Annotated in this window: 20 protein-coding genes; 12 read left to right on the top strand and 8 right to left on the bottom strand. The window is 73.7% G+C overall.

Annotation, left to right across the window (positions count from 1 at the left end; translation table 11 throughout):
* Positions 1-4: 4 nt before the first annotated feature.
* Positions 5-655, top strand: a complete 651-nt coding sequence (locus tag ACIBW6_RS09620) for a potassium-transporting ATPase subunit C (protein WP_399058804.1) — start codon at positions 5-7, stop codon at positions 653-655.
* A gap of 58 nt (positions 656-713) precedes the next feature.
* Here the strand turns inward: ACIBW6_RS09620 and ACIBW6_RS09615 are convergent, their stop codons facing one another.
* The 7 genes from ACIBW6_RS09615 to ACIBW6_RS09585 all read right to left on the bottom strand — a co-directional run bounded on the left by ACIBW6_RS09615 (position 714) and on the right by ACIBW6_RS09585 (position 8,883).
* Positions 714-2,267, bottom strand: a complete 1,554-nt coding sequence (locus ACIBW6_RS09615) for an AbgT family transporter (protein WP_399058510.1) — start codon at positions 2,265-2,267, stop codon at positions 714-716.
* 14 nt (positions 2,268-2,281) lie between these two features.
* Positions 2,282-3,229, bottom strand: coding sequence for an alpha/beta hydrolase family esterase (locus tag ACIBW6_RS09610; protein WP_399058508.1), 948 nt, complete (start codon positions 3,227-3,229; stop codon positions 2,282-2,284).
* Positions 3,230-3,302: 73 nt separating this feature from the next.
* Entirely contained in the window at positions 3,303-4,076 is a 774-nt protein-coding gene (locus ACIBW6_RS09605) for a creatininase family protein (RefSeq protein WP_399058506.1), read from the bottom strand.
* Positions 4,073-4,771, bottom strand: coding sequence for a FadR/GntR family transcriptional regulator (locus ACIBW6_RS09600; RefSeq protein WP_399058504.1), 699 nt, complete (start codon positions 4,769-4,771; stop codon positions 4,073-4,075). Before ACIBW6_RS09600 ends, ACIBW6_RS09605 begins: the two co-directional genes overlap by 4 nt.
* Before the next feature lie 95 nt (positions 4,772-4,866).
* The gene (locus ACIBW6_RS09595; protein WP_399058502.1) at positions 4,867-5,523 is read right to left on the bottom strand and encodes a response regulator; all 657 of its coding nucleotides are present in this window, start codon (positions 5,521-5,523) and stop codon (positions 4,867-4,869) included.
* Positions 5,520-6,719, bottom strand: coding sequence for a sensor histidine kinase (locus tag ACIBW6_RS09590; RefSeq protein WP_399058500.1), 1,200 nt, complete (start codon positions 6,717-6,719; stop codon positions 5,520-5,522). The genes ACIBW6_RS09595 and ACIBW6_RS09590 overlap by 4 nt, the downstream gene beginning before the upstream one ends.
* Positions 6,720-6,723: 4 nt before the next feature.
* Positions 6,724-8,883 carry an MMPL family transporter gene (locus ACIBW6_RS09585; RefSeq protein WP_399058498.1) on the bottom strand — a complete coding sequence of 720 codons (2,160 nt, stop codon included), beginning with the start codon at positions 8,881-8,883 and terminating at the stop codon, positions 6,724-6,726.
* Between the two features lie 178 nt (positions 8,884-9,061).
* On the opposite strand from ACIBW6_RS09585, the gene ACIBW6_RS09580 reads away from it, so the two are divergent.
* The 7 genes from ACIBW6_RS09580 to ACIBW6_RS09550 all read left to right on the top strand — a co-directional run bounded on the left by ACIBW6_RS09580 (position 9,062) and on the right by ACIBW6_RS09550 (position 15,067).
* Positions 9,062-9,892 carry an ABC transporter ATP-binding protein gene (locus tag ACIBW6_RS09580; RefSeq protein ID WP_399058496.1) on the top strand — a complete coding sequence of 277 codons (831 nt, stop codon included), beginning with the start codon at positions 9,062-9,064 and terminating at the stop codon, positions 9,890-9,892.
* Between the two features lie 143 nt (positions 9,893-10,035).
* Positions 10,036-10,881 carry an ABC transporter ATP-binding protein gene (locus ACIBW6_RS09575; RefSeq protein WP_399058802.1) on the top strand — a complete coding sequence of 282 codons (846 nt, stop codon included), beginning with the start codon at positions 10,036-10,038 and terminating at the stop codon, positions 10,879-10,881.
* Between the two features lie 12 nt (positions 10,882-10,893).
* On the top strand, positions 10,894-12,231 hold the full coding sequence (locus ACIBW6_RS09570) for an FtsX-like permease family protein (protein WP_399058800.1): 1,338 nt from the start codon (positions 10,894-10,896) through the stop codon (positions 12,229-12,231).
* A 95-nt stretch (positions 12,232-12,326) separates the two neighbouring features.
* Entirely contained in the window at positions 12,327-12,713 is a 387-nt protein-coding gene (locus tag ACIBW6_RS09565) for a cell division protein SepF (RefSeq protein ID WP_399058494.1), read from the top strand.
* 182 nt (positions 12,714-12,895) lie between these two features.
* A complete protein-coding gene (locus tag ACIBW6_RS09560) occupies positions 12,896-14,065 on the top strand; it encodes an AAA family ATPase (RefSeq protein ID WP_399058492.1) in 1,170 nt (389 codons plus the stop codon).
* Positions 14,062-14,457 (top strand): nucleotide pyrophosphohydrolase, encoded by a 396-nt coding sequence (locus ACIBW6_RS09555; RefSeq protein ID WP_399058490.1) that lies wholly within the window; start codon positions 14,062-14,064, stop codon positions 14,455-14,457. The genes ACIBW6_RS09560 and ACIBW6_RS09555 overlap by 4 nt, the downstream gene beginning before the upstream one ends.
* Positions 14,458-14,575: 118 nt before the next feature.
* Entirely contained in the window at positions 14,576-15,067 is a 492-nt protein-coding gene (locus tag ACIBW6_RS09550) for a DUF6099 family protein (RefSeq protein ID WP_399058488.1), read from the top strand.
* A 31-nt stretch (positions 15,068-15,098) separates the two neighbouring features.
* On the opposite strand, the gene ACIBW6_RS09545 is transcribed toward ACIBW6_RS09550, so the two are convergent.
* A complete protein-coding gene (locus ACIBW6_RS09545; RefSeq protein WP_399058486.1) occupies positions 15,099-15,356 on the bottom strand; it encodes a hypothetical protein in 258 nt (85 codons plus the stop codon).
* 248 nt (positions 15,357-15,604) lie between these two features.
* Here ACIBW6_RS09545 and ACIBW6_RS09540 point away from each other — a divergent pair, with 248 nt between their 5' ends.
* The 4 genes from ACIBW6_RS09540 (at position 15,605) to ACIBW6_RS09525 (ending at position 22,312) form a co-directional block, all read left to right on the top strand.
* Positions 15,605-16,525, top strand: coding sequence for an LLM class F420-dependent oxidoreductase (locus ACIBW6_RS09540; protein ID WP_399058484.1), 921 nt, complete (start codon positions 15,605-15,607; stop codon positions 16,523-16,525).
* A 187-nt stretch (positions 16,526-16,712) separates the two neighbouring features.
* Positions 16,713-18,266, top strand: a complete 1,554-nt coding sequence (locus tag ACIBW6_RS09535; protein ID WP_399058482.1) for a 3' terminal RNA ribose 2'-O-methyltransferase Hen1 — start codon at positions 16,713-16,715, stop codon at positions 18,264-18,266.
* Positions 18,263-20,857, top strand: a complete 2,595-nt coding sequence (locus ACIBW6_RS09530) for a polynucleotide kinase-phosphatase (RefSeq protein ID WP_399058480.1) — start codon at positions 18,263-18,265, stop codon at positions 20,855-20,857. Before ACIBW6_RS09535 ends, ACIBW6_RS09530 begins: the two co-directional genes overlap by 4 nt.
* 225 nt (positions 20,858-21,082) lie before the next feature.
* Positions 21,083-22,312, top strand: coding sequence for an arginine deiminase (locus ACIBW6_RS09525; RefSeq protein ID WP_399058478.1), 1,230 nt, complete (start codon positions 21,083-21,085; stop codon positions 22,310-22,312).
* The last annotated feature ends 93 nt before the right edge of the window (positions 22,313-22,405 follow it).

Raw genomic sequence — 22,405 nt, 5'->3', positions numbered from 1 at the left:
CACCATGAACACCTCCGCGGGAACCACGGTCCGGCTGCTGTGGGCGGGGCTGCGCGCCCTGATCGTCCTGACCGTCGTCACCGGTGTCCTCTACCCGCTCGCGGTCACCGGCGTCGCCCAGGCGGCCTTCTCCCACCACGCGAACGGCTCCGAACTCACCTCCGACGGCAAGGTCGTCGGCTCCTCCCTCATCGGGCAGACCTACCTCACCGAGGACGGCGCGCCGGACCTGCGGTGGTTCCAGCCCCGCCCGTCGAACGGCCTCGGCGAGAACAGCGTCAACACGCGGTACCGGCTGATCCTCTCCGGCGCCACCAACCTCTCCGGCGACAACAAGGAACTGATCGAGCAGGTCAGGGACGCCCGGGCCGCCGTGGTCAAGGACAACTCCACGGCGACGTACACCGTGCGGCCCTCGGACGTCCCCGCCGACGCCGTCACCTCCTCGGGCTCGGGCCTGGACCCGGCGATCTCCCCGCGCTACGCCGACCTCCAGGTGCACCGCGTCGCCCAGCGCAACCACTTGTCGCCCGCCCGGGTCCAGCGGCTCGTCGACGACCACAAGGACGGCAGGCTCCTCGGCTTCATGGGCGAGCCGACCGTCAACGTGCTCGAACTCGACGTCGCTCTGCGCCAGTTGACCTCCGCAAGCTGACGGCCCCGGGGGTGGGCACGGGAGGGCGGGCCGCGGTCCGCCCTCCCGGCGGCGCCGCTCAGCGCACCGCCGCGCCCGGCCCGAGCGGGATCCCCAGCGCCCACCACGCCAGGAACAGCAGCGTCCACGCCACCGTCATGGCGACGGCCAGCGGCAGCGTGTACGAGGCGAGCGTCCCGAGGCCCGCGCTCTTGCGGTACCGCTGCAGGAAGCCGAGCGCCATCACGAAGTACGGGCTCATCGGCGTGATCGCCGTGGACCCCGAGTCGGCGATCCGGAACAGCGCCTGCGTCGTCTCGGCCGGCACCTTCACGAGCATGAGCATCGGTACCAGGACCGGCGCCGCCAGTGCCCACATCGCGCTGCCGCTGGTCACCATCACGTTCACGAGCGTCAGCAGCAGCAGGATCAGCAGGAAGACCAGGACGATCGGCATGCCGCTGTGCGTCAGCGCCTCCGCCGCCCGCACCGCGAGCACGTCCCCGATGTGCGTCCAGTCGAAGTAGGCGAGGAACTGGGCGATGGCGAAGAACAGCACGAGCACCGGCGCCATCTGCCTGACGCCCTCGGCCATCAGCTTCGGCACGTCACCGGGCCCGCCGATCGACCCCGAACGCACCCCGTACACGATGCCGGTCACCGCGAACAGGCAGGCCACGACCGCCGCGATGCCGTCCAGGAACGGCGAGTCGACGATCGAGCCGCCATCCCCGCGCAGCGGCGAGGAGACCGGCAGCAGCACGGCCACGACGAGCACCAGGCAGCCGCCGAGCGCGACGAGCGCCGCGTGCAGCGCGCCCCGCTCCCGGTCGCTGAGCCGCAGCGACGCCAGGTCCTCCAGGTCCGCGTCGGCGTCCGCGTCGAGGCCGGGGCGGCGCGCGAGGACGTACCGCGTGACGAGCGTGATGACCACGGCCAGGAGCAGGGAGGAGGCGATGTTGAAGAACCAGTTGGACAGCGGCGAGACGTACGCGTCGTCGCCGCCGGTGATCTTCGCGGCCGCGGTGGTGATGCCCGCGAAGATCGCGTCGTTCGGAGTCGGGACCGGGCTCGCGTCGTAACCGGAGGCGATCGACGTGTACGCCACGACGATGCCGAGGACGGGCGAGCGCCCCACGGCCCGGAAGGCGAGGCCGCCCAGGGGCACCAGGATGACGTACGCGGCGGCCGACGCCACGTGCGACACCGTCCCCGCGAAGGCGACGGCGAAGACCACCCAGGACGCGGGCACCCGCGCCACGCCGACCTTCATCGCGGCGGCGAGGAACCCGCTGCGCTCGGCGACCGCGACACCCATGATGACGACGACGATGGTCGCCATCGGCGGGAAGGCGGCGAAGTTCGACACCATCGTCGACACCGCCATGGCGAGCCCGTCCCCGCTGAACAGGTTCCGCACGGCGACCGTCTCGTGGTCGGCGGGGGAGACGACCGAGACGCCGGCCCCGGCCAGCACGGCACTGACCACGCCGAGCACCGCGGACAGGATCCAGAACAGCCAGAACGGGTGCGGCAGGGCGTTGCCCGCCCGCTCGACGACCGCGAGCGCGCGCAGCACCACGGGCAGTCGCGGCGCCGTGTCGAGCGGCGGTGCTTGTCTCTGTACGGACATGTCGGCGTCTCCCGCTAGCGCGCGCTACGAGTGAGGTGGTGGTGCCGGAAGAAGTCCCACATCACGGCGTGGGCCTGGATGGTCTGCGTGGTGTGACCGCCGCCGCTGTACCCGTCGGCGCCCGGCCAGGTGTGCCCGCCGCCGGCCACGGCGACGTGCGTCACCTCGGCGCCGCCCGTGCAGCCGGTCCAGCGCCGCGTGGTGATGTCGGGCCCGGTCACCGTGTCGGGCCGCCGGGTCGTGCAGCGGTCCCGCTGCGCCCAGTCGCCGACCCACTTCTGGACGGGCGGCAGGCCGCGCTCCGCGTCGCCCGCGTAGGGGATGGTGGTGTCCCCGGTGCCGTGGAAGTCGAGCACCGGGACGGGCCGCGAGGGCCTGCAATTCTTGCCGGTGTCCGGGTAGAAGGCGCCGGCGACCGGTGCGACGGCGGCGAACCGGCTCGCCGAGCGGCAGGCCAGCAGCCCGGTGAACCCCGCCCCGTTGGACTTGCCCGTCGCGTACACGCGGGTGGTGTCGACGCAGAACCGGGCCTCGATCTCGTCGAGCAGGTCCTCGGTGAAGAGCACGTCGTCCACCCCGGCCGCCGCGTACGGCGCCCCCTGCCACGCCTGGCGCTCGCCGTCGCCGGTCCCGACCACGCCGTTCGGGTACGCGACCACGGCGGGCAGCGTGGACAGCCGGGAGAACGCCTCGGTCCCGGCGCCCGTGTTGCCCCGCCCGTGGTAGGCGACGATGAGCGGCCAGTTCCGCCCGGGGTCGTAGCCGTCGGGCAGGTGCAGCTGGTACGTCCGCTCGCGGCCGCCGCTGCTCAGCGTGTGCAGGACGCTGGAGCCGGGGGCCTGGGGAGCGGGGACGCCGCACCCGACGGAGGCGGGGGCGGGCGCCGCCGCGACGGCGGGGGCGAGCGGGAGAGCGACGAGCGCGGCGGCCAGGACGCAGGCACGCCGGAGCAGACCCTTCATGTACGGCTCCTTGGAGGGGTGGGTGTGCAAGGGGACGAAGGTGCGCGGGGGAGCGGGCTTCTGCGGGCTGGTGCTACAGGTCGAGCCATTCCTCGACGAAGGCGCACAGCCGCTCGACGACGGCGTCCACGATGGCCCGTCCGTCGTCGGCGGTCACGGTGGTCGGGTCGCCGAGGACCCCGTTCGCGCTCAGCTCGTCATAGGGCAGGGTCAGCGACGGCTGGGGGAAGGTGCGGGCGAGCCGGGCCTCCGGCTTGAGGGCGTCGAGGCGGACGGCGCCCGCGGTGAGCCGGTCCCGGCGCACCGACTCGGGCGCGAGGGCGAGCATCTGGGCGGTCTCGGCCTCGCCGCTGTGCCCGTGCACCTCGCTCACGCCGAGCCCCGCGATCACGGAGGCAGCCAGCGCGGTGACCGGTGTCCAGGCGAACCGCACCTCCGGGTCGGCGACCAGCAGGTCCTGCGCGACCGTGGTCAGCGCCGCGTTGTTCCCGCCGTGCCCGGTGATCACCAGGAACCGCCGCCAGCCGTGCCGGCGCAGGCTCGCCACGTACTCGCGCACGACGGCCGCGAACGTGGCCGTCGTGAGTGTCACCGTCCCGGCGAACGCCATGTGGTGCGGCGAGACCCCGACGGGCAGCGAGGGCCCGACGACGACCCGCCCGGCGAGCCGCGCCCCGACCAGGGCCGCGATCCGCTCGGCCCGCACGGTGTCGGTGGCGATCGGCAGCGCGGGCCCGTGCTGCTCGTACGCGCCCGCCGGGATGATGACGACCGGGGCCCGCCCGACGGCCTCGGCCGCCTCCTCCGTCGTCAAATCGGCCAGGAACAGGGGTCGTTCGGCGCTCATGCGGTCTCGCCTCCGTCGGGGAAGTCGGCGGCGAGGACCGCGTCGCGGATGGCGCCCAGGTGGTCCCGGGTGAGCGTCTCGGCGGCGCGCGCGTCGCCGTCCCGCACCGCTTCCAGGATGTGCAGGTGCTCGGCGTGGTCCCGCTCCCGGTCGTTGTAGCGGTGCCGGATCTCGACCTGGTCGCGCGCACGCACCTGGAGCAGCGCCTCGACGGTCTCCTTGAGGAGCGCGTTGCCACTGGCGGTGGCGAGCGCGACGTGGAAGTGCACCGAGCGGCGCAGCGACTCCTCCGGCGGGTACAGGGCGTTGGCCGCCGCGTACTCCAACTGCTCGACGGCCTGGGGGAGACGGACGCGGGCGGCCTCGGCGGCCACCGCCGGCTCGACGACGAGGCGGGCCTCGACCAGTTCGAGCACCGACTGCCGGCTGCTGCGCGGCCGGTGCGGATTGGCGAGCAGCCGCCGCTCGATGCCGGGCCCGACGTACGTGCCCGAGCCGTGCCGGAACTCCACGACCTGCATGGCCTCCAGGCGCCGCAGCGCCTCCCGCACGGTCGGCGTCGTCACCTCGAACCGCCGGGCCAGCTCGCGCGAGGAGGCGAGGGCGTCGCCGGGCGTGAGGTGCTCGGTCCGGATGATCTCGACGATGTCGTCCGCGAGGCGTTCGGACAGGGAGGGCTGATCCGCGTAACTCATAAAGTGAATAGATCACTTGGTCGCTGGGGGTGTCAACGGTCGTGCACGCCCTGTTCCACCGGGGTCCCGCGGGCACCCGTGCGGGCCCGCCCGGCTCAGCCGGCGCCCGGCCGCCCCAGCAGGCCCCGCTCCATCGCCACCACGACGGCCCGCGTCCGGTCGCTGACGTCGAGCTTCGCGAACACCCGCAGCAGGTGCGTCTTCACGGTCGCCTCGCCGATCACCAGCCGCCTGCCGATGTCGGCGTTGGAAAGGCCGTCGGAGACCGCCTGGAGGACGTCCACCTCGCGGGCGGTCAGCGCGGCCTGCGCGGGGCGCCGCATCTTGGCGACCAGCTTCTGCGCGACGCGCGGCGCGAGGACCGTCTCGCCGCGCGCCGCCGACCGGATCGCGTCGACCAGCTGCTCGCGCGAGGTGTCCTTGAGCAGATAGCCGATCGCGCCCGCCTCCACGGCATGCTCGATGTCGGTGTCCGTGTCGTACGTCGTCAGGATCAGCACCCGGGTCCCGGCCGGGCCCGCGACGATCCGGCGGGTCGCCTCCACGCCGTCCAGGACCGGCATCCGCAGGTCCAGCAGGGCGACGTCGGGGCGCAGCTCCTCCACCAGCGCCACCCCCGCCCGGCCGTCGTCCGCCTCGCCGACCACCTCGATCCCGGGCTCCGGGGCGAGCAGCGCGACGACTCCGGCGCGCATCACCGTGTGGTCGTCGACCACGACGATCCGCAGCCGGGCCGGGTCCTTGACGGTCATACGAGCTCCTCGTGGCCGAAGACGGAAATGGGGAGGGAGGCGAGGACCCGGGTGCCGTCGCCGGGCGAACTGGTGACGGTCAGCTCGCCGCCGAGCTCCGCGAGCCGCTTGCGCATCCCGTCGAGCCCGAAGCCGTGCGCGGCGCCGACGTCGAAGCCCCGCCCGTCGTCGGTGATCTCCAGCTCGATGCCGTACGGGCCCGGGGTGAGCACCGCGCTCACCGTGGAGGCCCCCGCGTGCTTGCGGACGTTGGCCAGGGACTCCTGCGTGCAGCGCAGCAGCGCGATCCGGGTCCGCTGGTCGCAGTCGGCGTCCCCGAGCTCCGCGTCCACCGTGATGCCGGTGTCCTCGGCGAACCGGTCGAGGACGCGCCGCAGGGTCCCCGCGACCGGCCCCTGCACCGCGCCGTCCGGTGGCGGCGCCGCGCCGACCAGGGCGCGGGCCTCCGCCAGGTTCTCCCGCGCCGTCTGCTCGATGGACGTCAACTGCTGGCTCGTGCACCCCTGTTCGGGTGCGAGACTCGCCCGGGCCGCCTCGGCGAGCACGATGATCGAGGCGAACCCCTGGGCGAGGGTGTCGTGGATCTCCCGCGCGATGCGCTCCCGCTCCTCCGCGGCCCCCTGGCGCCGGTGGGCCTCCACCAACTCCGCTTGCGCGTCGGCCAGTTCGGAGCGCAGGCGGGCCCGCTCGTCGCGCAGGGCCAGGGCCCGCGGAGTCAGGACCACGAGCAGCACGGCCGCCGCGTAGACCGCGCCCGTGGAGATCGTGTTCCGCACGAGCGTGTCCGTGCCGCCGCCCTCCCGCAGCACCCCGCCCACCGTGATGGCGACCGCGCCCAGGGCGCTGCTGAGCAGCGCGCCGCGCCTGCTGTCCGCGTAGACCACGAACTGGGCGAGCGCCACGGTGAACAGCACCCCGAACCCGTCGCGGAGGTAGGCGAGTTCGCCGAGGACGGCGATCAGCAGGCCGAGGTAGGCGTACCCGCCGGCCGCGCCGCGCCGGCCCCACCTGCGGACCGCCGCGTTCGCGGCGCCGAGCGCGGCCAGCAGCGCGAGCGACCCGTACCGCCGCCCGTCCGGAAGGTCCCCCAGGGCCGTGATCAGGGCCAACAGGCCCATGACGGCCCAGGAGAACAGGTCCCAGGAGTGCAGCAGCCAGATCCAGAACGGATCGCCGCGCCGTGGTCGTCGCAACATCGGTTCAGCCTACGGTCGCCGTGATCGGCTCCGCCGGGGTTCCGGCTGCCCGCACGGCCCGGTGGCGCCCCGGCCACCAGCTGCGCTCGCCGAGCAGCAGGAGCAGCGCGGGCAGGACCAGCACCCGGATGACGAAGGCGTCCAGCAGCACCGCGACCGCCAGGCTGAAGCCGATCTGCTTCATCTCGATGAAGTGCAGCGACACGAAGCTGGCGAACACGGTGACCATCACGAACGCCGCGCTGGTCACCACCCCCGCCGAACTGCCGATGCCGTCCAGCACCGCCTGCCGCGTCGGCACCCCGTGCAGCACCGCCTCCCTGATCCGGCTGATCACGAACACCTGGTAGTCCATGGACAGTCCGAACAGGATCACGAAGAGGAACAGCGGCACGCGCGAGCCGATGGTGCCCGTGGAGTCGAAGTCGAGCAGCCCCTCGGCCCAACTCCCCTGGAAGACGAGGGTGAGGACACCCAGCGACGCGGCGGCCGACAGCAGGTTGAGCACGATGCCGACCAGGCCCAGCACCACGGAGCGGAACGCCCACACCGTCATCGCGAACGTCACCAGCAGCAGCGCCCCGATGATCAGCGGCAGCTTCTGCTTCTGGTGCGCGGGGTAGTCGGCGTAGCGGGCGACGTCACCGGTGACCGCCGTCTCGACGCCCAACGCCCCCACGGTGGCCGGGAGATAGCGCTCCCGCAGCCGCTCCAGCGACTCCTGGGCCGGCCGCGTGCTCACGTAGTGCGGGACCGGCAGGCCGAGCGAGGTGACGCGGCGGTCGGCGGAGGTGCGCAGGGTGTAGGTGCCGTTCATGCCGGGGTCGTCCTGAGCCCGCGCGGCCAGCGAGCGCAGCGCGTCCCGGACCTCGTCCGCCCGGCCCGCCCCGGCCCGTACGACCACCTGATGCCCGGCCTTGACCTCGGGGAACGCCGCGTTGAGTCGGTCGAAGGCGGGCATGCCCTGGGTCTGGCGGGAGTGCGTCTCGCGGCCCATGTCGGTCAGTCTCATGCCGAGCAGCGGCGCCGCAAGGGCGAGCAGCGCGACGACGGCGACGGTCAGCACCGCGGCGGGCCGCCGGGCGGTCAGCCGCATCAGGGCGTGCGGGCGCTTCGCCGGGCGCACGCGCCGGCCGCGACGCGTGCGTTCGGCCCGGGCCCCGAGCTTGGCGAGGAGCGCGGGCAGCACCGTCAGCGAGCTGACCACGGCGACCAGCGTCACGACGATCGCGGCGGTCGCGATCGACGAGAAGATCACGTCGTCCGCGAGGTAGAGCGTGGCGCTGGAGACGGCGACCGCGAGACCGGAGAGCACGACGGCCCGGCCGGACGTGGCGGCCGCCAGCTCCACCAGTGCCTGGGGGCTCAACCGGCCCTGGGCCCGGTCCCGTTCCTCCCGCTCCCGCTTCAGATAGAAGAGCGTGTAGTCGACGCCGACCGCGAGTCCGATCAGCAGGAGGATGTTCGTGCCGACGCCCGCGTCCGGGAAGACGTGCGAGGCCAGCATCGACAGGCCGACGGACGCGGCGATCGAGGTCAGCGCGAGCAGCAGCGGCACCGCCGCCATCGCCACCGACCGGAACACGAAGAACAGCGTCAGCAGGGTGATCGGCAGCGCGATCAGCTCCGTGCGGGACAGGTCGCTGCCGCGCAGCTTGTCGACGCCCTGGCTGATGGTCGGGCCGCCGGTCTCCTCCACGCGCAGCCCGGGGTGGGCCTTCTGGACGGCCGCGGTCCGGGCGCGCAGCGGATCGACGTGCTTCTTGCCGTCGAGCTCGGTGCCCTTCATGGTCACGTCGACCCGGACCGCCGTGCCGTCCTTCGACCAGACGGGCGCGGCCACCGAGCGCACCTCGGGCAGTGCGCGCATCCGCGCCGAGACGTCGCGGGCGGCGGCGCCGGCGGCCGCCCGGTCGAGCGGGGCCCGGCCGTCGCGGTGCTCGATGAGCACCCGCTCGACGGGTCTCTGCTCCAGGCCGCCGTCCCGGGCGATCGCCTCGCCCCGGCCGGCCTCACCGACACCGAAGTCCGCCGAGGTGGCGGCCGTGCCGCCGACGGCGATCCCGGCGCCGAGGCAGAGCACCACGAAGAGGAACCAGCCGGAGATCGCCCGCCAGGGGTGTCCGGCGCTCCAACGAGCCATACGTACGGGGTAGTTGGTCATGGCGTCCATGCTGGTCGCGGCAGGTGCCCCGGCGACAGCGGCGGCCGGTGGAACCCGGGGTCCACCGACCGGTGGACGGCCCTGTCCACCGGACCCCGTCCACGACTCGGACGCGGCCCCGGATAAATGCCGCCTACAGCTACTCTGCGTCCGATACGCGACACGGCGGGAGGCACTTATGGACGGGACGGACGAGCGGGTCGGCAGCGCACAAGGCGGACGCGTCGTCGCCGCCCTCGACGGCGCGAGCATGCGCCGCCTCACCACCGGCCAGGTCATCCTCGACGCCATCGACTGGAGCGTCAGGACCGGCGAGCACTGGGCGCTGCTCGGCCCGAACGGCGCGGGCAAGACCAGCATCCTGCACCTGATCGGCGCCACCGCCTTCCCCACCACCGGCACCGTCGAGGTCCTCGGCCACCGGCTCGGCCGCGTCGACGTCCGCGAGCTGCGCGCCCACATCGGCCACGTCTCCACCTCCCAGCGCGTCCCGCAGGACCTCACCGGCCACACCGTCGTCCTCACCGGCCACAGCGGCACCGTCCAGCCGCTCTGGAAGTCCTACGACGGCGCGGTGCGCGAACGCGCCCGCGAACTGCTCGCCGAACTCCAGATCAAGGACCTCGCCGACCGCGCCTACGGCGTCTGCTCCGGCGGCCAGCGCGCCCGCATCCTCATCGCCCGCGCCCTCATGGCGGACCCGGCGCTGCTGCTGCTCGACGAGCCGTTCAACGCGCTCGACCTGCCCTCGCGCGAGGACCTCATCGACACCATGCGGCAACTGGCGGCCAACCGGCCCGAGTTGGCGACCGTGACCGTCACCCACCACCTGGAGGAGCTCTCCCCGGCGATCAGCCACGCGCTGCTGCTGCGCGAGGGGCGCGTCCTCGCGCGGGGCGCCGTCGGCGAGGTCCTGACGGCCGAGCGCATGACGGCCTGCTTCGGCCGCCCCATCGAGGTCACGCGGCACGCGGGCCGGTGGCTGGCCCGCTCGGGCGGGCTCGTGTAGCGCCCGCGGCCTACACCTGGGCCCGCGCCCGGGTGTACGTAGCGACACCCCCGATCCGGGCCGTACGCCCAGTGTCCCGCGCGCCCGTCGTCCCTAGCGTCATGGACGAGGCGCACCGGGCGCCGGACGAGGGGAGCGGCGACATGCGCGACAGCCATCGGCGGGAACAGACCTCCGACCACGGCCGGGACGAGGCACTGCGCCTCGTCAAGGTCACCAAGACGTACGGCGCCGCGACGGGCGGCGCGGACCCGGCGGGCGCCCCGCTCGTCCGGGCCCTCGACGACGTCACCCTGACCCTGGCCACCGGCAGCTTCACGGCCGTGATGGGACCCTCCGGCTCCGGCAAGTCGACGCTGCTGCACTGCGCCGCCGGGCTCGACCGGCCCGACAGCGGCCTCGTCGTGGTCGACGGCGAGGAGATGACGGGCGGACCGGGCCCGGCCCGCGGGGAAGCGGCCCTGACCAGGTTCCGCCGCACCCGCGTCGGCTTCGTCTTCCAGCAGTACAACCTGCTGCCCACCCTCACCGTCGCGCAGAACACGGTCCTGCCGCTGCGGCTCGCCGGCCGGCGCGTGCACCGGGCGCGGACCGAGCGGATCCTCACCGACGTGGGCCTCGGGGACCGGCTCGGGCACACCCCCGACCAGCTCTCCGGCGGCCAGCGCCAGCGCGTCGCCATCGCCCGCGCCCTGGTCACCGAGCCCTCCGTGATCTTCGCGGACGAACCGACCGGCGCCCTCGACACCCGCGGCGCCCGCGACGTGCTGCGGCTGCTCCAGGAAGCGGTGCGGCTGCACGGCAGGACCGTGGTCATGGTGACCCACGACCCGGTCGCCGCCTCGTACGCGGACACCGTGCAGTTCCTCGCCGACGGCCGGCTCGCCGGACGGCTGCGGGCCCCGACGGCCGACCGGATCGCCGAACGCCTCGCCCACCTCGGCGACGACATCGACGGAACCACCGCCACGACACCGACAGGGGTGTGAACCATGGTCACCATGCTCGGCCTCGCCGCACGCTCCGTACGGCAGCGCCCCGGCCGCTTCCTCGCCACGCTCCTGTCCGCGTTCCTCGGCGCGGCGATCATCATGACGTTCAACTCCCTGCACGACACCGCGAACGCGCCCGGCGTCGACAAGGCCAGCGCGGACACCCTGACCACCGCGGCGAGCGTCGTCGGCGGCTACGGCACCCTCCTCGTCTTCTTCGCCATCGCGTCGACCCTGACGGTCAACGTGCGCCAGCGGACCGAGGAGATCGCCCTGCTGCGCACCACGGGAGCCACCCCCGCCCAGATCACGGGCATGATCGTCGGCGAGTCCGTGGCCGTCGCGCTGGCGGGCGCGCTCCTCGCGACCGGCCCCGCCGTGCTCGGCGGCACCGTCCTGCTCGACGTGTTCCAGGACAGCGGCCAGGTCGCCGGCACGGTCCACCACTCCTTCGGCCCGGTCGCCCTCATCTCCGGCCTCGGCGTCTCGCTCCTCGCCGCCACCGGCGCGGCCCTCCTCGCGGTGCGCCGCGCCACGGACGCGGCGACCGGCCGGCGGCGCAGGACGGACCGGAAACGGCGGTTCGCCTCCTGGGCCGCCCTGCTGACCGGCGCGCTCGCCGTGGCCAGCACCTTCGCCATGAACTCCACCGACGCGGCCCTGATGGCGGCGCCCGCCTACGGGGCGATCCTCCTCTCGGTCGGCTTCGCCCTCGTCTCCACGCGCCTGCTGCGCACGGTCCTCGGCCACGTGGAGCCCCTCCTCACGGCGCTCACCGGCGCGAGCGGCTACCTGGCCGTGCGCACCCTGCGCCGCCGCGCCCCCGAACTCTCCGGCATCCTCATGCCGTTGATCCTCTTCACCGGTATGGCCACCGCGACCCTGTACATGCAGGGCGTGGAGAACGACGCGATCGCGGCCTCGGGCCTGACCCGGTCGGTGGCGGACAAGAGCCTGGAGACGCTCAACCTCACCGTGGTCGGCGTCATCGTCGTCTTCGCCTGCGTCATGCTCGTCAACTCTCTCTACGCCGCCACGGCCTACCGCGTCCGCGAGTTCGGCCAGCAGCGGCTGGCCGGAGCGACCCCCGCTCAGGTGCTCGGGACCGTCGCCCTGGAAGGCGTCGTCCTGACCGTCACCGGAGTGTTCTTCGGCACACTCGCGGCGCTGGCCGGCATCCTCCCGTTCACCGCCGTACGCACCGACGGGCTGCTGCCCGGACGCGGCCCCGGCATCTGGCTGGCCGTCGTGGCCACCGCCGCCGCGGCCACGCTGGCCACCAGCCTGCTCACCGCGCGGCGCGGGATCCGGGTGCCCGCGGTCGACGCCGTCGATCTGGCCGCGTGAGACTCCGGTCCGTGTCGTTGTTGGGCTGAACGGGTGACATGGCGTAAGAATTGTCCGGTGCAGACATCAGTGCGAGCCCGGACGGGGTGGGGGCAGTGAACGGCCACGACGTCACCGACGAACAGTGGGAAGGGCTCGCCCAGGTCGTACCGCTGCGCAGCCGCAACGAGTGGCCGTCGGCGGTCGGCCACCGGGCGATCCCCGGACCCGAGACCGAACCGCGCCGCCGGTTCGTCGTCCTGCGGGTCAACGTCTTCGGCGACGCGCGCGAGGTCGCCGAGACGGTCATGTCCGGCATCCCGGTCCTGCTCGACCTCTCGGGCGCCGAGAGCGACACGGCCAAGCGCGTCCTGGACTTCAGCAGCGGCGTCGTCCTCGGCCTCGGCTGCGGCATGCACCGCGTCGACCGCAACGTCTTCCTCCTGGCCCCGCCCGGGACCGAGGTGCAGGGGTTGGTGGCGGGGGCAGGGGCGCTTTCCTGAGGGCGGGCCGCCGGCCCGATCACGCCCGCAGCGCCCCGACCCGCGACGCCCGAAGTCCCCGGGCCCCTGACCCCGGCGACGCCCGCCCCACGCGGCAAGCCCGGGCGGCATAGTCCCCCGATCGTAGGAAGGTCCGGGGGCTGAACGGTTTCTGCGGGCGGCGGGGGCCCTACGTTCAGCGCATGACCGTGCTCCACCGGGGCACGCCCCCGACGCCCCCCGGTGTTTCCCCGGACCGCCCGCGCGTGACCGAGCTGCGCCTGTCGGCCTTCGGCCGGCACCGCGGCACCACCCTCGCGCTCGGCCCCTTCACCGTGCTGACCGGCCCCAGCGGCACCGGCAAGTCCACCGCGCTGCGGGCCCTGGAGGCCCTCGCGGGGCTCGGCGGGGGAGCGAGCCTGGCGGAGGCGTTCCCCGACCCGGGGCGGTACGTCCCCGAGAGCGCCCGGCCCGACGCCCAGCAGCGCCGGGGCTTCCGCATCGGCTGCACCGTCGAGGGACCGGCCGGACCGGTCCGCCTGGACCTCGCCGTCCAGGCCGAACCCGAACTGCGCATCGTCGGCGAGCGGTTGACCGGCCCCGGCATCACCTACCTGGAGACCGCGCTGCGCGACCCGGGCAGGCGCGACGTCCAGGCGGCCTGGCACACCGCGGGCTCCGTGCCCGTGACGCGCGGCCCGCTCCCCGACGACCTGCTCGGCACGGCTCTGCTGCCGCTGCGGGTCGCCGGCCGCACGGAGGGGCAGCGGCGCGTCCTCGCCGCCGCCGAGCAGGCCGTGGTCGGGCTGCGCGCGGTCTTCGCCTGCGACCCGGTCCCGGCCCGCATGCGCACCCCGGCCGCGACCCGCGCCGACCGGCTCCGCGGCAGCTGCGACAACCTCGCGACGGTGCTGCGCCGCACCCGCGCCGAATGCGCCATCCGGCACTCCCTCCTCGTCGCCACGGCGCGCGCGGGACTCGCGGGCCCCGTGACGGACGTGCGCGCCGAACGACGCCCGGACGGCGCCGTGCGCACCGTCATCGACCGCGGCGACGGCACGCACACCCCGGTCGAGCGGCTCGCGGACGGCGAGTTGAGGTACCTGGCCCACGCCCTCGTCCTGCTCACCGGACCCGGCGTCCTGGACGTGGACACGGTGGCCGAGGTGCCCGACGCGTACCAGAGCCTGACCGTGCTCGCGGACGGCCTCGACCGCGGGCTCGACCCGGCCCAGAGCGCCGAACTCGTCGCGCTGGCCGGCCGGATGTGCGCCCGCGGCCACATCCGGCTCGTCGCCGCGGTCGGCGAGGACGGCCCGGCGGAGCGGGCGGCGCGGACGCACGGCGCGACGGTGGTAGACCTGGGGCCGTGACCGACGCAACCGACGACTCCCGCCCGCTCGATGCAACCGACGACTCCCGCCCGCTCGACGTGGTGACGCTCCAGACCCGGCTCGCGCGCTTCGCCGCCGCCCGGGACTGGGAGCCCTTCCACACCCCGAAGAACCTGGCCATCGCGCTCAGCGTCGAGGCCTCCGAACTCGTCGAGATCTTCCAGTGGCTGACGCCCGAGCAGTCGGCACGGGTGATGGACGACCCCGGATCGGCGCACCGCGTCGAGGACGAGGTCGCCGACGTCCTCGCGTACCTCCTGCAACTGTGCGAGGTCCTCGGGATCGACGCGCTCGCCGCACTCGCGGCGAAGATCGAACGCAACGAGAACCGCTTCCCCGCGACGACGGATCGTCACTCTCCGGAGTCATAGAAATATCCACAACGCCTCTGGGGTCCACAGATTTCGGGCTTCCTCTGGCTTTTCGTCTCGCAGACCCTCACGCTGGGTAGTGAACAAGGGAGTTCAGATAGGACGGACGGGGACGCGGATGGATGCGGTGCGGCTCATCGGGGTCGGCCGACGGGCCCTGGCGCAGAGCCAGGACGCGCCGGACATCATGAGAGAGGCGTGGCAGGCACAGGCACTGGCCCAGGCGATCGGCAGTCGAATCGCGCTGCAGGGGCCACCGGAATTGCGGGGCGAGGCGCGCGCCCTCACCGAGGCGGGAGCACGCGGCAGCGGCGGATCGGCCATCCCGGTCGTGGGAGCGGGAGGCATACGGGCGGCGCAGCTGACCGGACTCTGCGATGTACCCGAGGCGTTGCGCGGACTCGGCGCACTCCTCGGCGACGTGGGGATCGCGCTCGTCGCCGTGGCGAGCGCGTCCTTCGAGGAGGGGGCCTATTGGCAGTGCATGGAAGCGATCGACGCGGCGGACGAGTCGCGGGACCACGTCCTGGAGATACTGCGGCGGCTTCCGCAGTGGGAGACCCGCCCGCGCAGACCGGAAGCCGAGCCCGGCTCGGACTCGGCGGCCTGACCGGCCCGCGCGCTCGGCGGGACGGCGGGGCTCAGGCGTCCTCGGGGCCGGACCGGGAGAGGCCGCCGGGCGCCTGCTGCAAGTCGGCGTCGAGCTGGGACAGATCGGCGTTGAGAGCCGCCATCAGCGCCTCCATCTGCTGGAGCAGCCCGGTGGGCGCGCCCTGCTGCTCCGGCACGGTGCCCTGCCGCTCCGGCGCGGTCGCGTCGTGCGCGGAGGCCTCCCGCAGGGGCGACGCGGGCCCGGTCTCGGCGGGCCGGGCCTGTTCGGGCACGGGTTCCTGGGACATGACGGCCTCCTCGGCCTACGCCGTCCCGCTGAGGGTCGGCTGGTGACGCAGGTGACGCCCGGCGGCGACCGCCGGCGCGGGGGCCGGGCGGTCCGGCTCCGCCCCGGCCAACGATCACGCGGGGCGCCGGGTCACTGGGACGGCCCGGCACCGCGCACCGCACCACCGTGATTTCACCCGACCGTGGGTGAGGAGGACCGGCGGTACCAGCGGGGTTGACGCACGGTCGACCGTGCAGGATGGGAGGTATGGATCTTCGAATCTTCACGGAACCCCAGCAAGGGGCCACCTACGACACGCTCCTGGCCGTCGCCAAGGCCACCGAGGACCTCGGCTTCGACGCCTTCTTCCGCTCGGACCACTACCTGCGCATGGGCACGTCCGACGGGCTGCCGGGCCCGACGGACGCCTGGATCACCCTGGCCGGTCTCGCCCGGGAGACGAAGCGGATCAGGCTCGGCACGCTGATGACCGCCGGCACCTTCCGGCTGCCGGGCGTGCTCGCCATCCAGGTGGCGCAGGTCGACCAGATGTCGGGCGGCCGGGTCGAACTGGGCCTGGGCGCGGGCTGGTTCGAGGAGGAGCACAAGGCGTACGGGATCCCGTTCCCGAAGGAGAAGTTCGCGCGCCTGGAGGAGCAGCTGGCGATCGTCACCGGACTGTGGTCGACGAAGCCGGGCTCCACGTTCAGCCACGACGGCACGTACTACCAGCTGACCGACTCCCCTGCGCTGCCCAAGCCCGCGCAGGAGAAGGTCCCGGTGCTGATCGGCGGGCACGGGGCGACCCGCACACCGCGGCTGGCGGCGCGGTACGCGGACGAGTTCAACATCCCGTTCGCGTCGGTCGAGGACAGCGAGCGGCAGTTCGGCCGGGTGCGGGCCGCCGCCGAACAGGCCGGGCGGGCACCGGACGACCTGGTGTACTCGAACGCGCTGGTGGTCTGCGTCGGCAAGGACGACCAGGAGGTCGCGCGCAGGGCGGAGCGGATCGGGCGGGACGTCGAGGACCTCAAGGCCAACGGGCTCGCGGGGTCACCGGCCGAGGTGGTCGACAAGCTGGGCCGGTACGCGGCGACCGGCTCCAGCCGCGTCTACCTCCAGGTGCTCGACCTCGACGACCTGGACCACCTGGAGCTGATCTCCGCACAGGTGCAGTCACAGGTGTAGGGCGGGGCGGAGGCGGGCCCGGAGCCAGGGTGCCGGGGCGGTCCGCTCCGGACGACTCCTCGGCCCGGGCCGAGGAGCCGCGGCGGGTCAGGCACGGGAACTCGCCGGCCAGGGGCAGGGTGTCGCGGTGGGCCTGGCACGGGAAACTCGCTGGCCAGAGGCGGGGCCGCGCGGGAGACTCGGCCATGTGTTCCTGACGATCAGTACCACCGGCACCCCGGACCGCCCGGCGACCGACCTCGGGTTCCTGCTGCACAAGCACCCCGAGAGCGCGCAGGCGTTCCCGACCTCCTACGGCACCGCGCACGTCCTCTACCCCGAGGCGAGCGCGGAGCGCTGCACGGCCGCGCTGCTCCTGGAGGTCGATCCGGTGGCGCTGGTCCGGCGGGGCAAGGGCAAGGGCCGCGGCGGCGCTCCCGACGCGGCGCTCGCGCAGTACGTGAACGACCGGCCGTACGCCGCGTCGTCGCTGCTCGCGGTGGCCCTGCGCACGGTGTTCTCCAGCGCGCTGCGCGGGGTCTGCGCGGCTCGCCCCGAGCGCGCCGAAGAAGCGCTGCCGCTGCGCGTCGAGGTGCCCGCGCTGCCCGCGCGCGGCGGCCCCGACCTCGTACGGGCGCTCTTCGAACCGCTCGGCTGGGCGGTCGAGGCGGAGGCCGTACCGCTGGACGAGCGGTTCCCCGAGTGGGGGGCGTCGCGGTACGTGCGGCTCGTGCTGGAGGGCGAGTTGCGGCTCGCGCAGGCGCTGCGGCACCTGTACGTGCTGCTGCCGGTCCTCGACGACGCCAAGCACTACTGGGTGTCGGCCGACGAGGTGGACAAGCTGCTGCGCGCGGGCGAAGGGTGGCTCGCCGGGCACCCCGAGCAGAAGCTGATCACCAGCCGGTACCTGGCGCGGCGCTGGTCGCTGACCCGCCAGGCGCAGGAGCGGCTCGAACTGGTGCGGCTCGCGGACGCCGACGACATAAAGGTCGAGGATCTCGACAATGCAGTGGCCGCGGATGCGGACACGGAGCCGGGCGAAGCCGGGGGCGCCGGGGGAGGGGGCGGCGCCGCCTGCGAGATGAGCGTGGCCGAGGAGCGGACCGAGTCGCTGGCGGTGCGGCGGCGGGCGGCGATCCTGGCCGAGCTGGAGGCCTGCGGCGCGGCGCGGGTGCTCGATCTGGGTTGTGGGCAGGGCCAGTTGGTGCAGGCGCTGCTGAAGGACGCCCGGTTCCGCGAGATCATGGGCGTCGACGTGTCCGTGCGGGCGCTCACCATCGCCGGGCGCCGGCTCCGGCTCGACCGGCTGGGGGAGCGGCAGGCCGCGCGCGTGCGGCTGATCCAGGGCTCGCTCGCGTACACCGACAAGCGGCTCAAGGGGTATGACGCGGCGGTGCTGAGCGAGGTCGTGGAACACCTCGACCTGCCGCGCCTGCCGGCGCTCGAATACGCGGTGTTCGGGGCCGCACGGCCCCGCACCGTGCTGGTGACGACGCCGAACGTCGAGTACAACGTGCGCTGGGAGACGCTGCCCGCGGGGCACTCCCGGCACAGCGACCACCGGTTCGAGTGGACACGCGCCCAGTTCCGCGAGTGGGCGGAACGGGTCGGCGGGCGGCACGGGTACCGGGTGCGGTACGTGCCGGTCGGGCCCGACGACGCGGAGGTGGGGCCGCCCACGCAGATGGCCGTGTTCACCCTGGCCGGGTCGGACGGGGCCGGGCCGAGAGGGGCCGAGAAGGAGAAGGAGGAGGCGGCATGAGTACGTCCGAAAGCGTGGAGCGGACCGGTGGGCGGGCGCTGCCCGTCACCGACCTCTCGCTCGTCGTGCTGGTCGGCGCGTCCGGTTCGGGCAAGTCCACCTTCGCCCGCGCCCACTTCGCGCACACCGAGGTCATCTCCAGCGACTTCTGCCGCGGCCTGGTCGCCGACGACGAGAACGACCAGAGCGCGAGCCGCGACGCGTTCGAGGTGCTGCACTACATCGCGGGCAAGCGGCTCGCCGCGGGCCGGCTGACCGTCGTCGACGCGACCAACGTCCAGCAGGACGGCCGCCGGCAGCTCGTGGAACTGGCCCGGACGTACGACGTGCTGCCGATCGCCGTCGTCCTCGACGTCCCGGAGGAGGTGTGCGCCGCGCGGAACGCGGCCCGCACCGACCGCGCCGACATGCCGCGCCGCGTCATCACCCGGCACGTCCGCGAACTGCGGCGCTCCTTGCGGCAGTTGGAGCGTGAGGGTTTCCGCAAGGTGCACGTGTTGCGGGGCGTCGCGGAGGTCGAGGGCGCGAGCGTCGTGCGCGAGAAGCGGTTCAACGACCTGCGTCACCTCACCGGTCCCTTCGACATTGTCGGCGACGTCCACGGCTGCGCGAGCGAACTGGAGACGCTGCTCGCCGCGTTGGGATACGTGGACGGCGTCCACCCCGAGGGGCGGACCGCCGTGTTCGTCGGCGACCTCGTCGACCGCGGCCCCGACACCCCCGGCGTGCTGCGGCGCGTCATGGGGATGGTGCGGGCCGGCACCGCGCTGTGCGTGCCGGGCAACCACGAGAACAAGCTGGAGCGCTGGCTCCAGGGCAGGAGCGTGCAGCACACGCACGGACTCGCCGAGACCGTCGCGCAGTTGGGGCAGGAGAGCGAGGAGTTCCGGGCCGAGGTCCGCGCGTTCGTGCGCGGCCTCGTCAGCCACTACGTCCTCGACGGCGGCGACCTCGTCGTGTGCCACGCGGGGCTGCCCGAGAAGTACCACGGGCGGACCTCGGGCCGGGTGCGGTCGCACGCGCTGTACGGGGACACGACCGGGGAGACCGACGAGTTCGGGCTGCCCGTGCGCTACCCGTGGGCCGAGGACTACCGCGGCCGGGCCGCCGTGGTCTACGGGCACACCCCCGTGCCCTCGGCCAGCTGGCTCAACAACACGATCTGCCTCGACACGGGTGTCGTCTTCGGCGGCAAGCTGACCGCGCTGCGCTGGCCGGAGCGCGAACTGGTCGCCGTACCGGCCGAGCGGGTCTGGTACGAGCCCGCCAGGCCGCTCGCGACCGAGGCGCCGGGCGGGCACGAGGGCCGTCCCCTCGACCTGGCCGACGTGCACGGCCGCCGGACCGTGGAGACCCGGCACGCCGGGCGGGTCACGGTGCGCGAGGAGAACGCGGCGGCGGCGCTCGAAGTGATGAGCCGGTTCGCGGTCGACCCGCGCCTGGTGCCGTACCTGCCGCCGACGATGGCGCCGACCGCGACGTCCGAGGTGCCCGGATATCTGGAGCACCCGGCCGAGGCGTTCGCCCAGTACGCCGCCGACGGGGTGGGCCGCGTCGTGTGCGAGGAGAAGCACATGGGGTCGCGGGCCGTCGCGCTGGTCTGCAAGGACGCGGCGGTCGCGGTCGAGCGCTTCGGGGTGGGCTCAGGTGCCGGTCCGGTCGGGGCGTCCGGCGCGGGCGGGGTGGTCAGCGGTTCGTTGTACACGCGTACCGGACGGCCGTTCTTCGACCGGCCCGTGATGACCGAGGCCGTGCTCGGACGGATCCGGGACGCCGCGACGGCGGCAGGGCTCTGGGCGGAGCTCGACACCGACTGGCTTTTGCTGGACGCCGAGTTGCTGCCCTGGTCGCTCAAGGCGTCGGGCCTGCTGCGCTCGCAGTACGCGGCGGTCGGCGCCGCCGCCGGTGCCGTCTTCCCGCCGGTGCTCGGCGCGCTGGAGGCGGCGGCCGCGCGCGGCGTCGACGTCGGGGGCCTCCTGGCGCGGCAGCGCGGGCGGGCCGCGGACGCGGGTGCCTTCACGGAGGCGTACCGGCGCTACTGCTGGAGCACGGACGGGCTCGACGGGGTGCGGTTCGCCCCGTTCCAGGTGCTCGCCGCGCAGGGGCGTTCGCTCGCCGGGCTGCCGCACGACGAGCAGCTCGCGCTCGTGGACCGGCTCGTCGAGCACGACGGGAGCGGGCTGTTGCGGACCACGCGGCGGCTGTACGTCGACACGGGGGACGCGGAGTCCGTGCGGGCCGGTGTGGACTGGTGGCTGGAGATGACCGGGCGGGGCGGTGAAGGCATGGTCGTCAAGCCGCTCGGGGCGCTGGTGCGGGACGCGAAGGGGCGGCTCGTGCAGCCCGGGGTGAAGGTCCGGGGGCGGGAGTACCTGCGGATCGTCTACGGGCCCGAGTACACGCGGCCGGAGAATCTGGCGAAGCTGCGGGGGCGGGGGCTCGGGCACAAGCGGAGTCTGGCGGTTCGGGAGTACGGGCTGGGGGTGGAGGCGTTGGAGCGGTTGGCCGGTGGGGAGCCGTTGTGGCGGGTGCATGAAGCGGTGTTCGGTGTGCTGGCCCTGGAGTCCGAGCCGGTTGATCCTCGGCTCTGAGTTCTTGGGGGCGTGTCGGGTCGGGGGCGTGTGTGGGTGCTGCCGCGTCGTGGTTGTTCGCGTAGTTCCCCGCGCCCCCGATGGGCGCCGTCGGGGGTGGGGAGTGTGTGCGGGTGCCGCCTCGCTGGGGTTGCTCGCGCCGTTCCCCGCGCCCCTGACGGGGCGCGGCCCCTCGGGTCCTGGCGGGGGCGCGTCCTCTTCGGGTTGGCGGGGCAAGGATGTCGCATGGGATTTCACGTCGACTCCGAGGCCGGGCGGCTGCGCCGCGTCATCTTGCACCGGCCCGATCTGGAGCTGAAGCGGCTCACGCCCAGCAACAAGGACCAGTTGCTCTTCGACGACGTGCTCTGGGTGCGCCGGGCCCGCCAGGAACACGACGGGTTCGCCGACGTGCTGCGGGACCGGGGCGTCGTCGTGCACCTCTTCGGCGACCTGCTCACCGAGACGCTGGAGTCCGGCGCCGCCCGCTCCCTCGTCCTCGACCGGGTCTTCGACGAGAAGGAGTACGGCCCGCTGGCCACCGACGCGCTGCGGGCCGCCTTCGAGACGCTGTCGGCGCAGGAGCTGGCCGAGGCGCTCATCGGCGGGATGACCAAGCGGGAGTTCCTGGAGCGGCACGCCGAGCCGACGTCCGTGCGGTTCCACGTGATGGACCTCGACGACTTCCTGCTCGGCCCGCTGCCCAACCACCTCTTCACCCGCGACACCTCCGCGTGGATCTACGACGGCGTCTCCATCAACGCCATGCGGTGGCCGGCCCGGCAGCGCGAGACCGTGCATTTCGAGGCGATCTACCGGCACCACCCGCTCTTCCGCGACGAGGAGTTCCACGTGTGGTCCGAGGGGCAGGCCGACTTCCCGAGCACGATCGAGGGCGGCGACGTGCTGGTGATCGGCCGGGGCGCCGTGCTGATCGGGATGAGTGAGCGCACCACGCCGCAGGCGGTCGAGATGCTCGCCCACAAGCTGTTCGCGGCCGGCTCGGCGCGGACCATCGTCGCGCTCGACCTGCCGAAGCGGCGGGCCCTGATGCATCTGGACACCGTGATGACGATGGTCGACGGCGCGACGTTCACGCAGTACGCCGGGCTCGGCATGCTGCGCTCGTACACCATCGAGCCGGGCGGCTCGGCTCGGGAGCTGAAGGTCACCGACCACCCGCCCGAGCACATGCACCGGGCCATCGCCGCCGCGCTCGGGCTGAGCGGCATCCGCGTCCTGAGCGCCAGCCAGGACGTGCACGCCGCCGAACGCGAGCAGTGGGACGACGGATGCAACGTGCTGGCCGTGGAGCCCGGCGTCGTCGTCGCGTACGAGCGCAACGCCACCACCAACACGCACCTGCGCAAGCAGGGCATCGAGGTCATCGAGATCCCCGGCAGCGAGCTGGGCCGCGGGCGGGGCGGGCCGCGGTGCATGAGCTGCCCGGTCGAGCGGGACCCGGTGGCACCCTGAGCATGGCGGGCTTGTATAGAAATGTGGGACGTCGTATAGACTTCCACTCGTCATCTGTTCTGCCCTGTCCTCGTCGTATCCCAGGAGCGCCCC

This window comes from Streptomyces sp. NPDC049813 (assembly GCF_044465085.1).
In the GTDB taxonomy this organism is placed as follows: domain Bacteria; phylum Actinomycetota; class Actinomycetes; order Streptomycetales; family Streptomycetaceae; genus Streptomyces.
The sequence above is the reverse complement of the archived record's forward strand: the minus strand, read 5'-3'. Positions and strand labels throughout refer to the sequence as shown.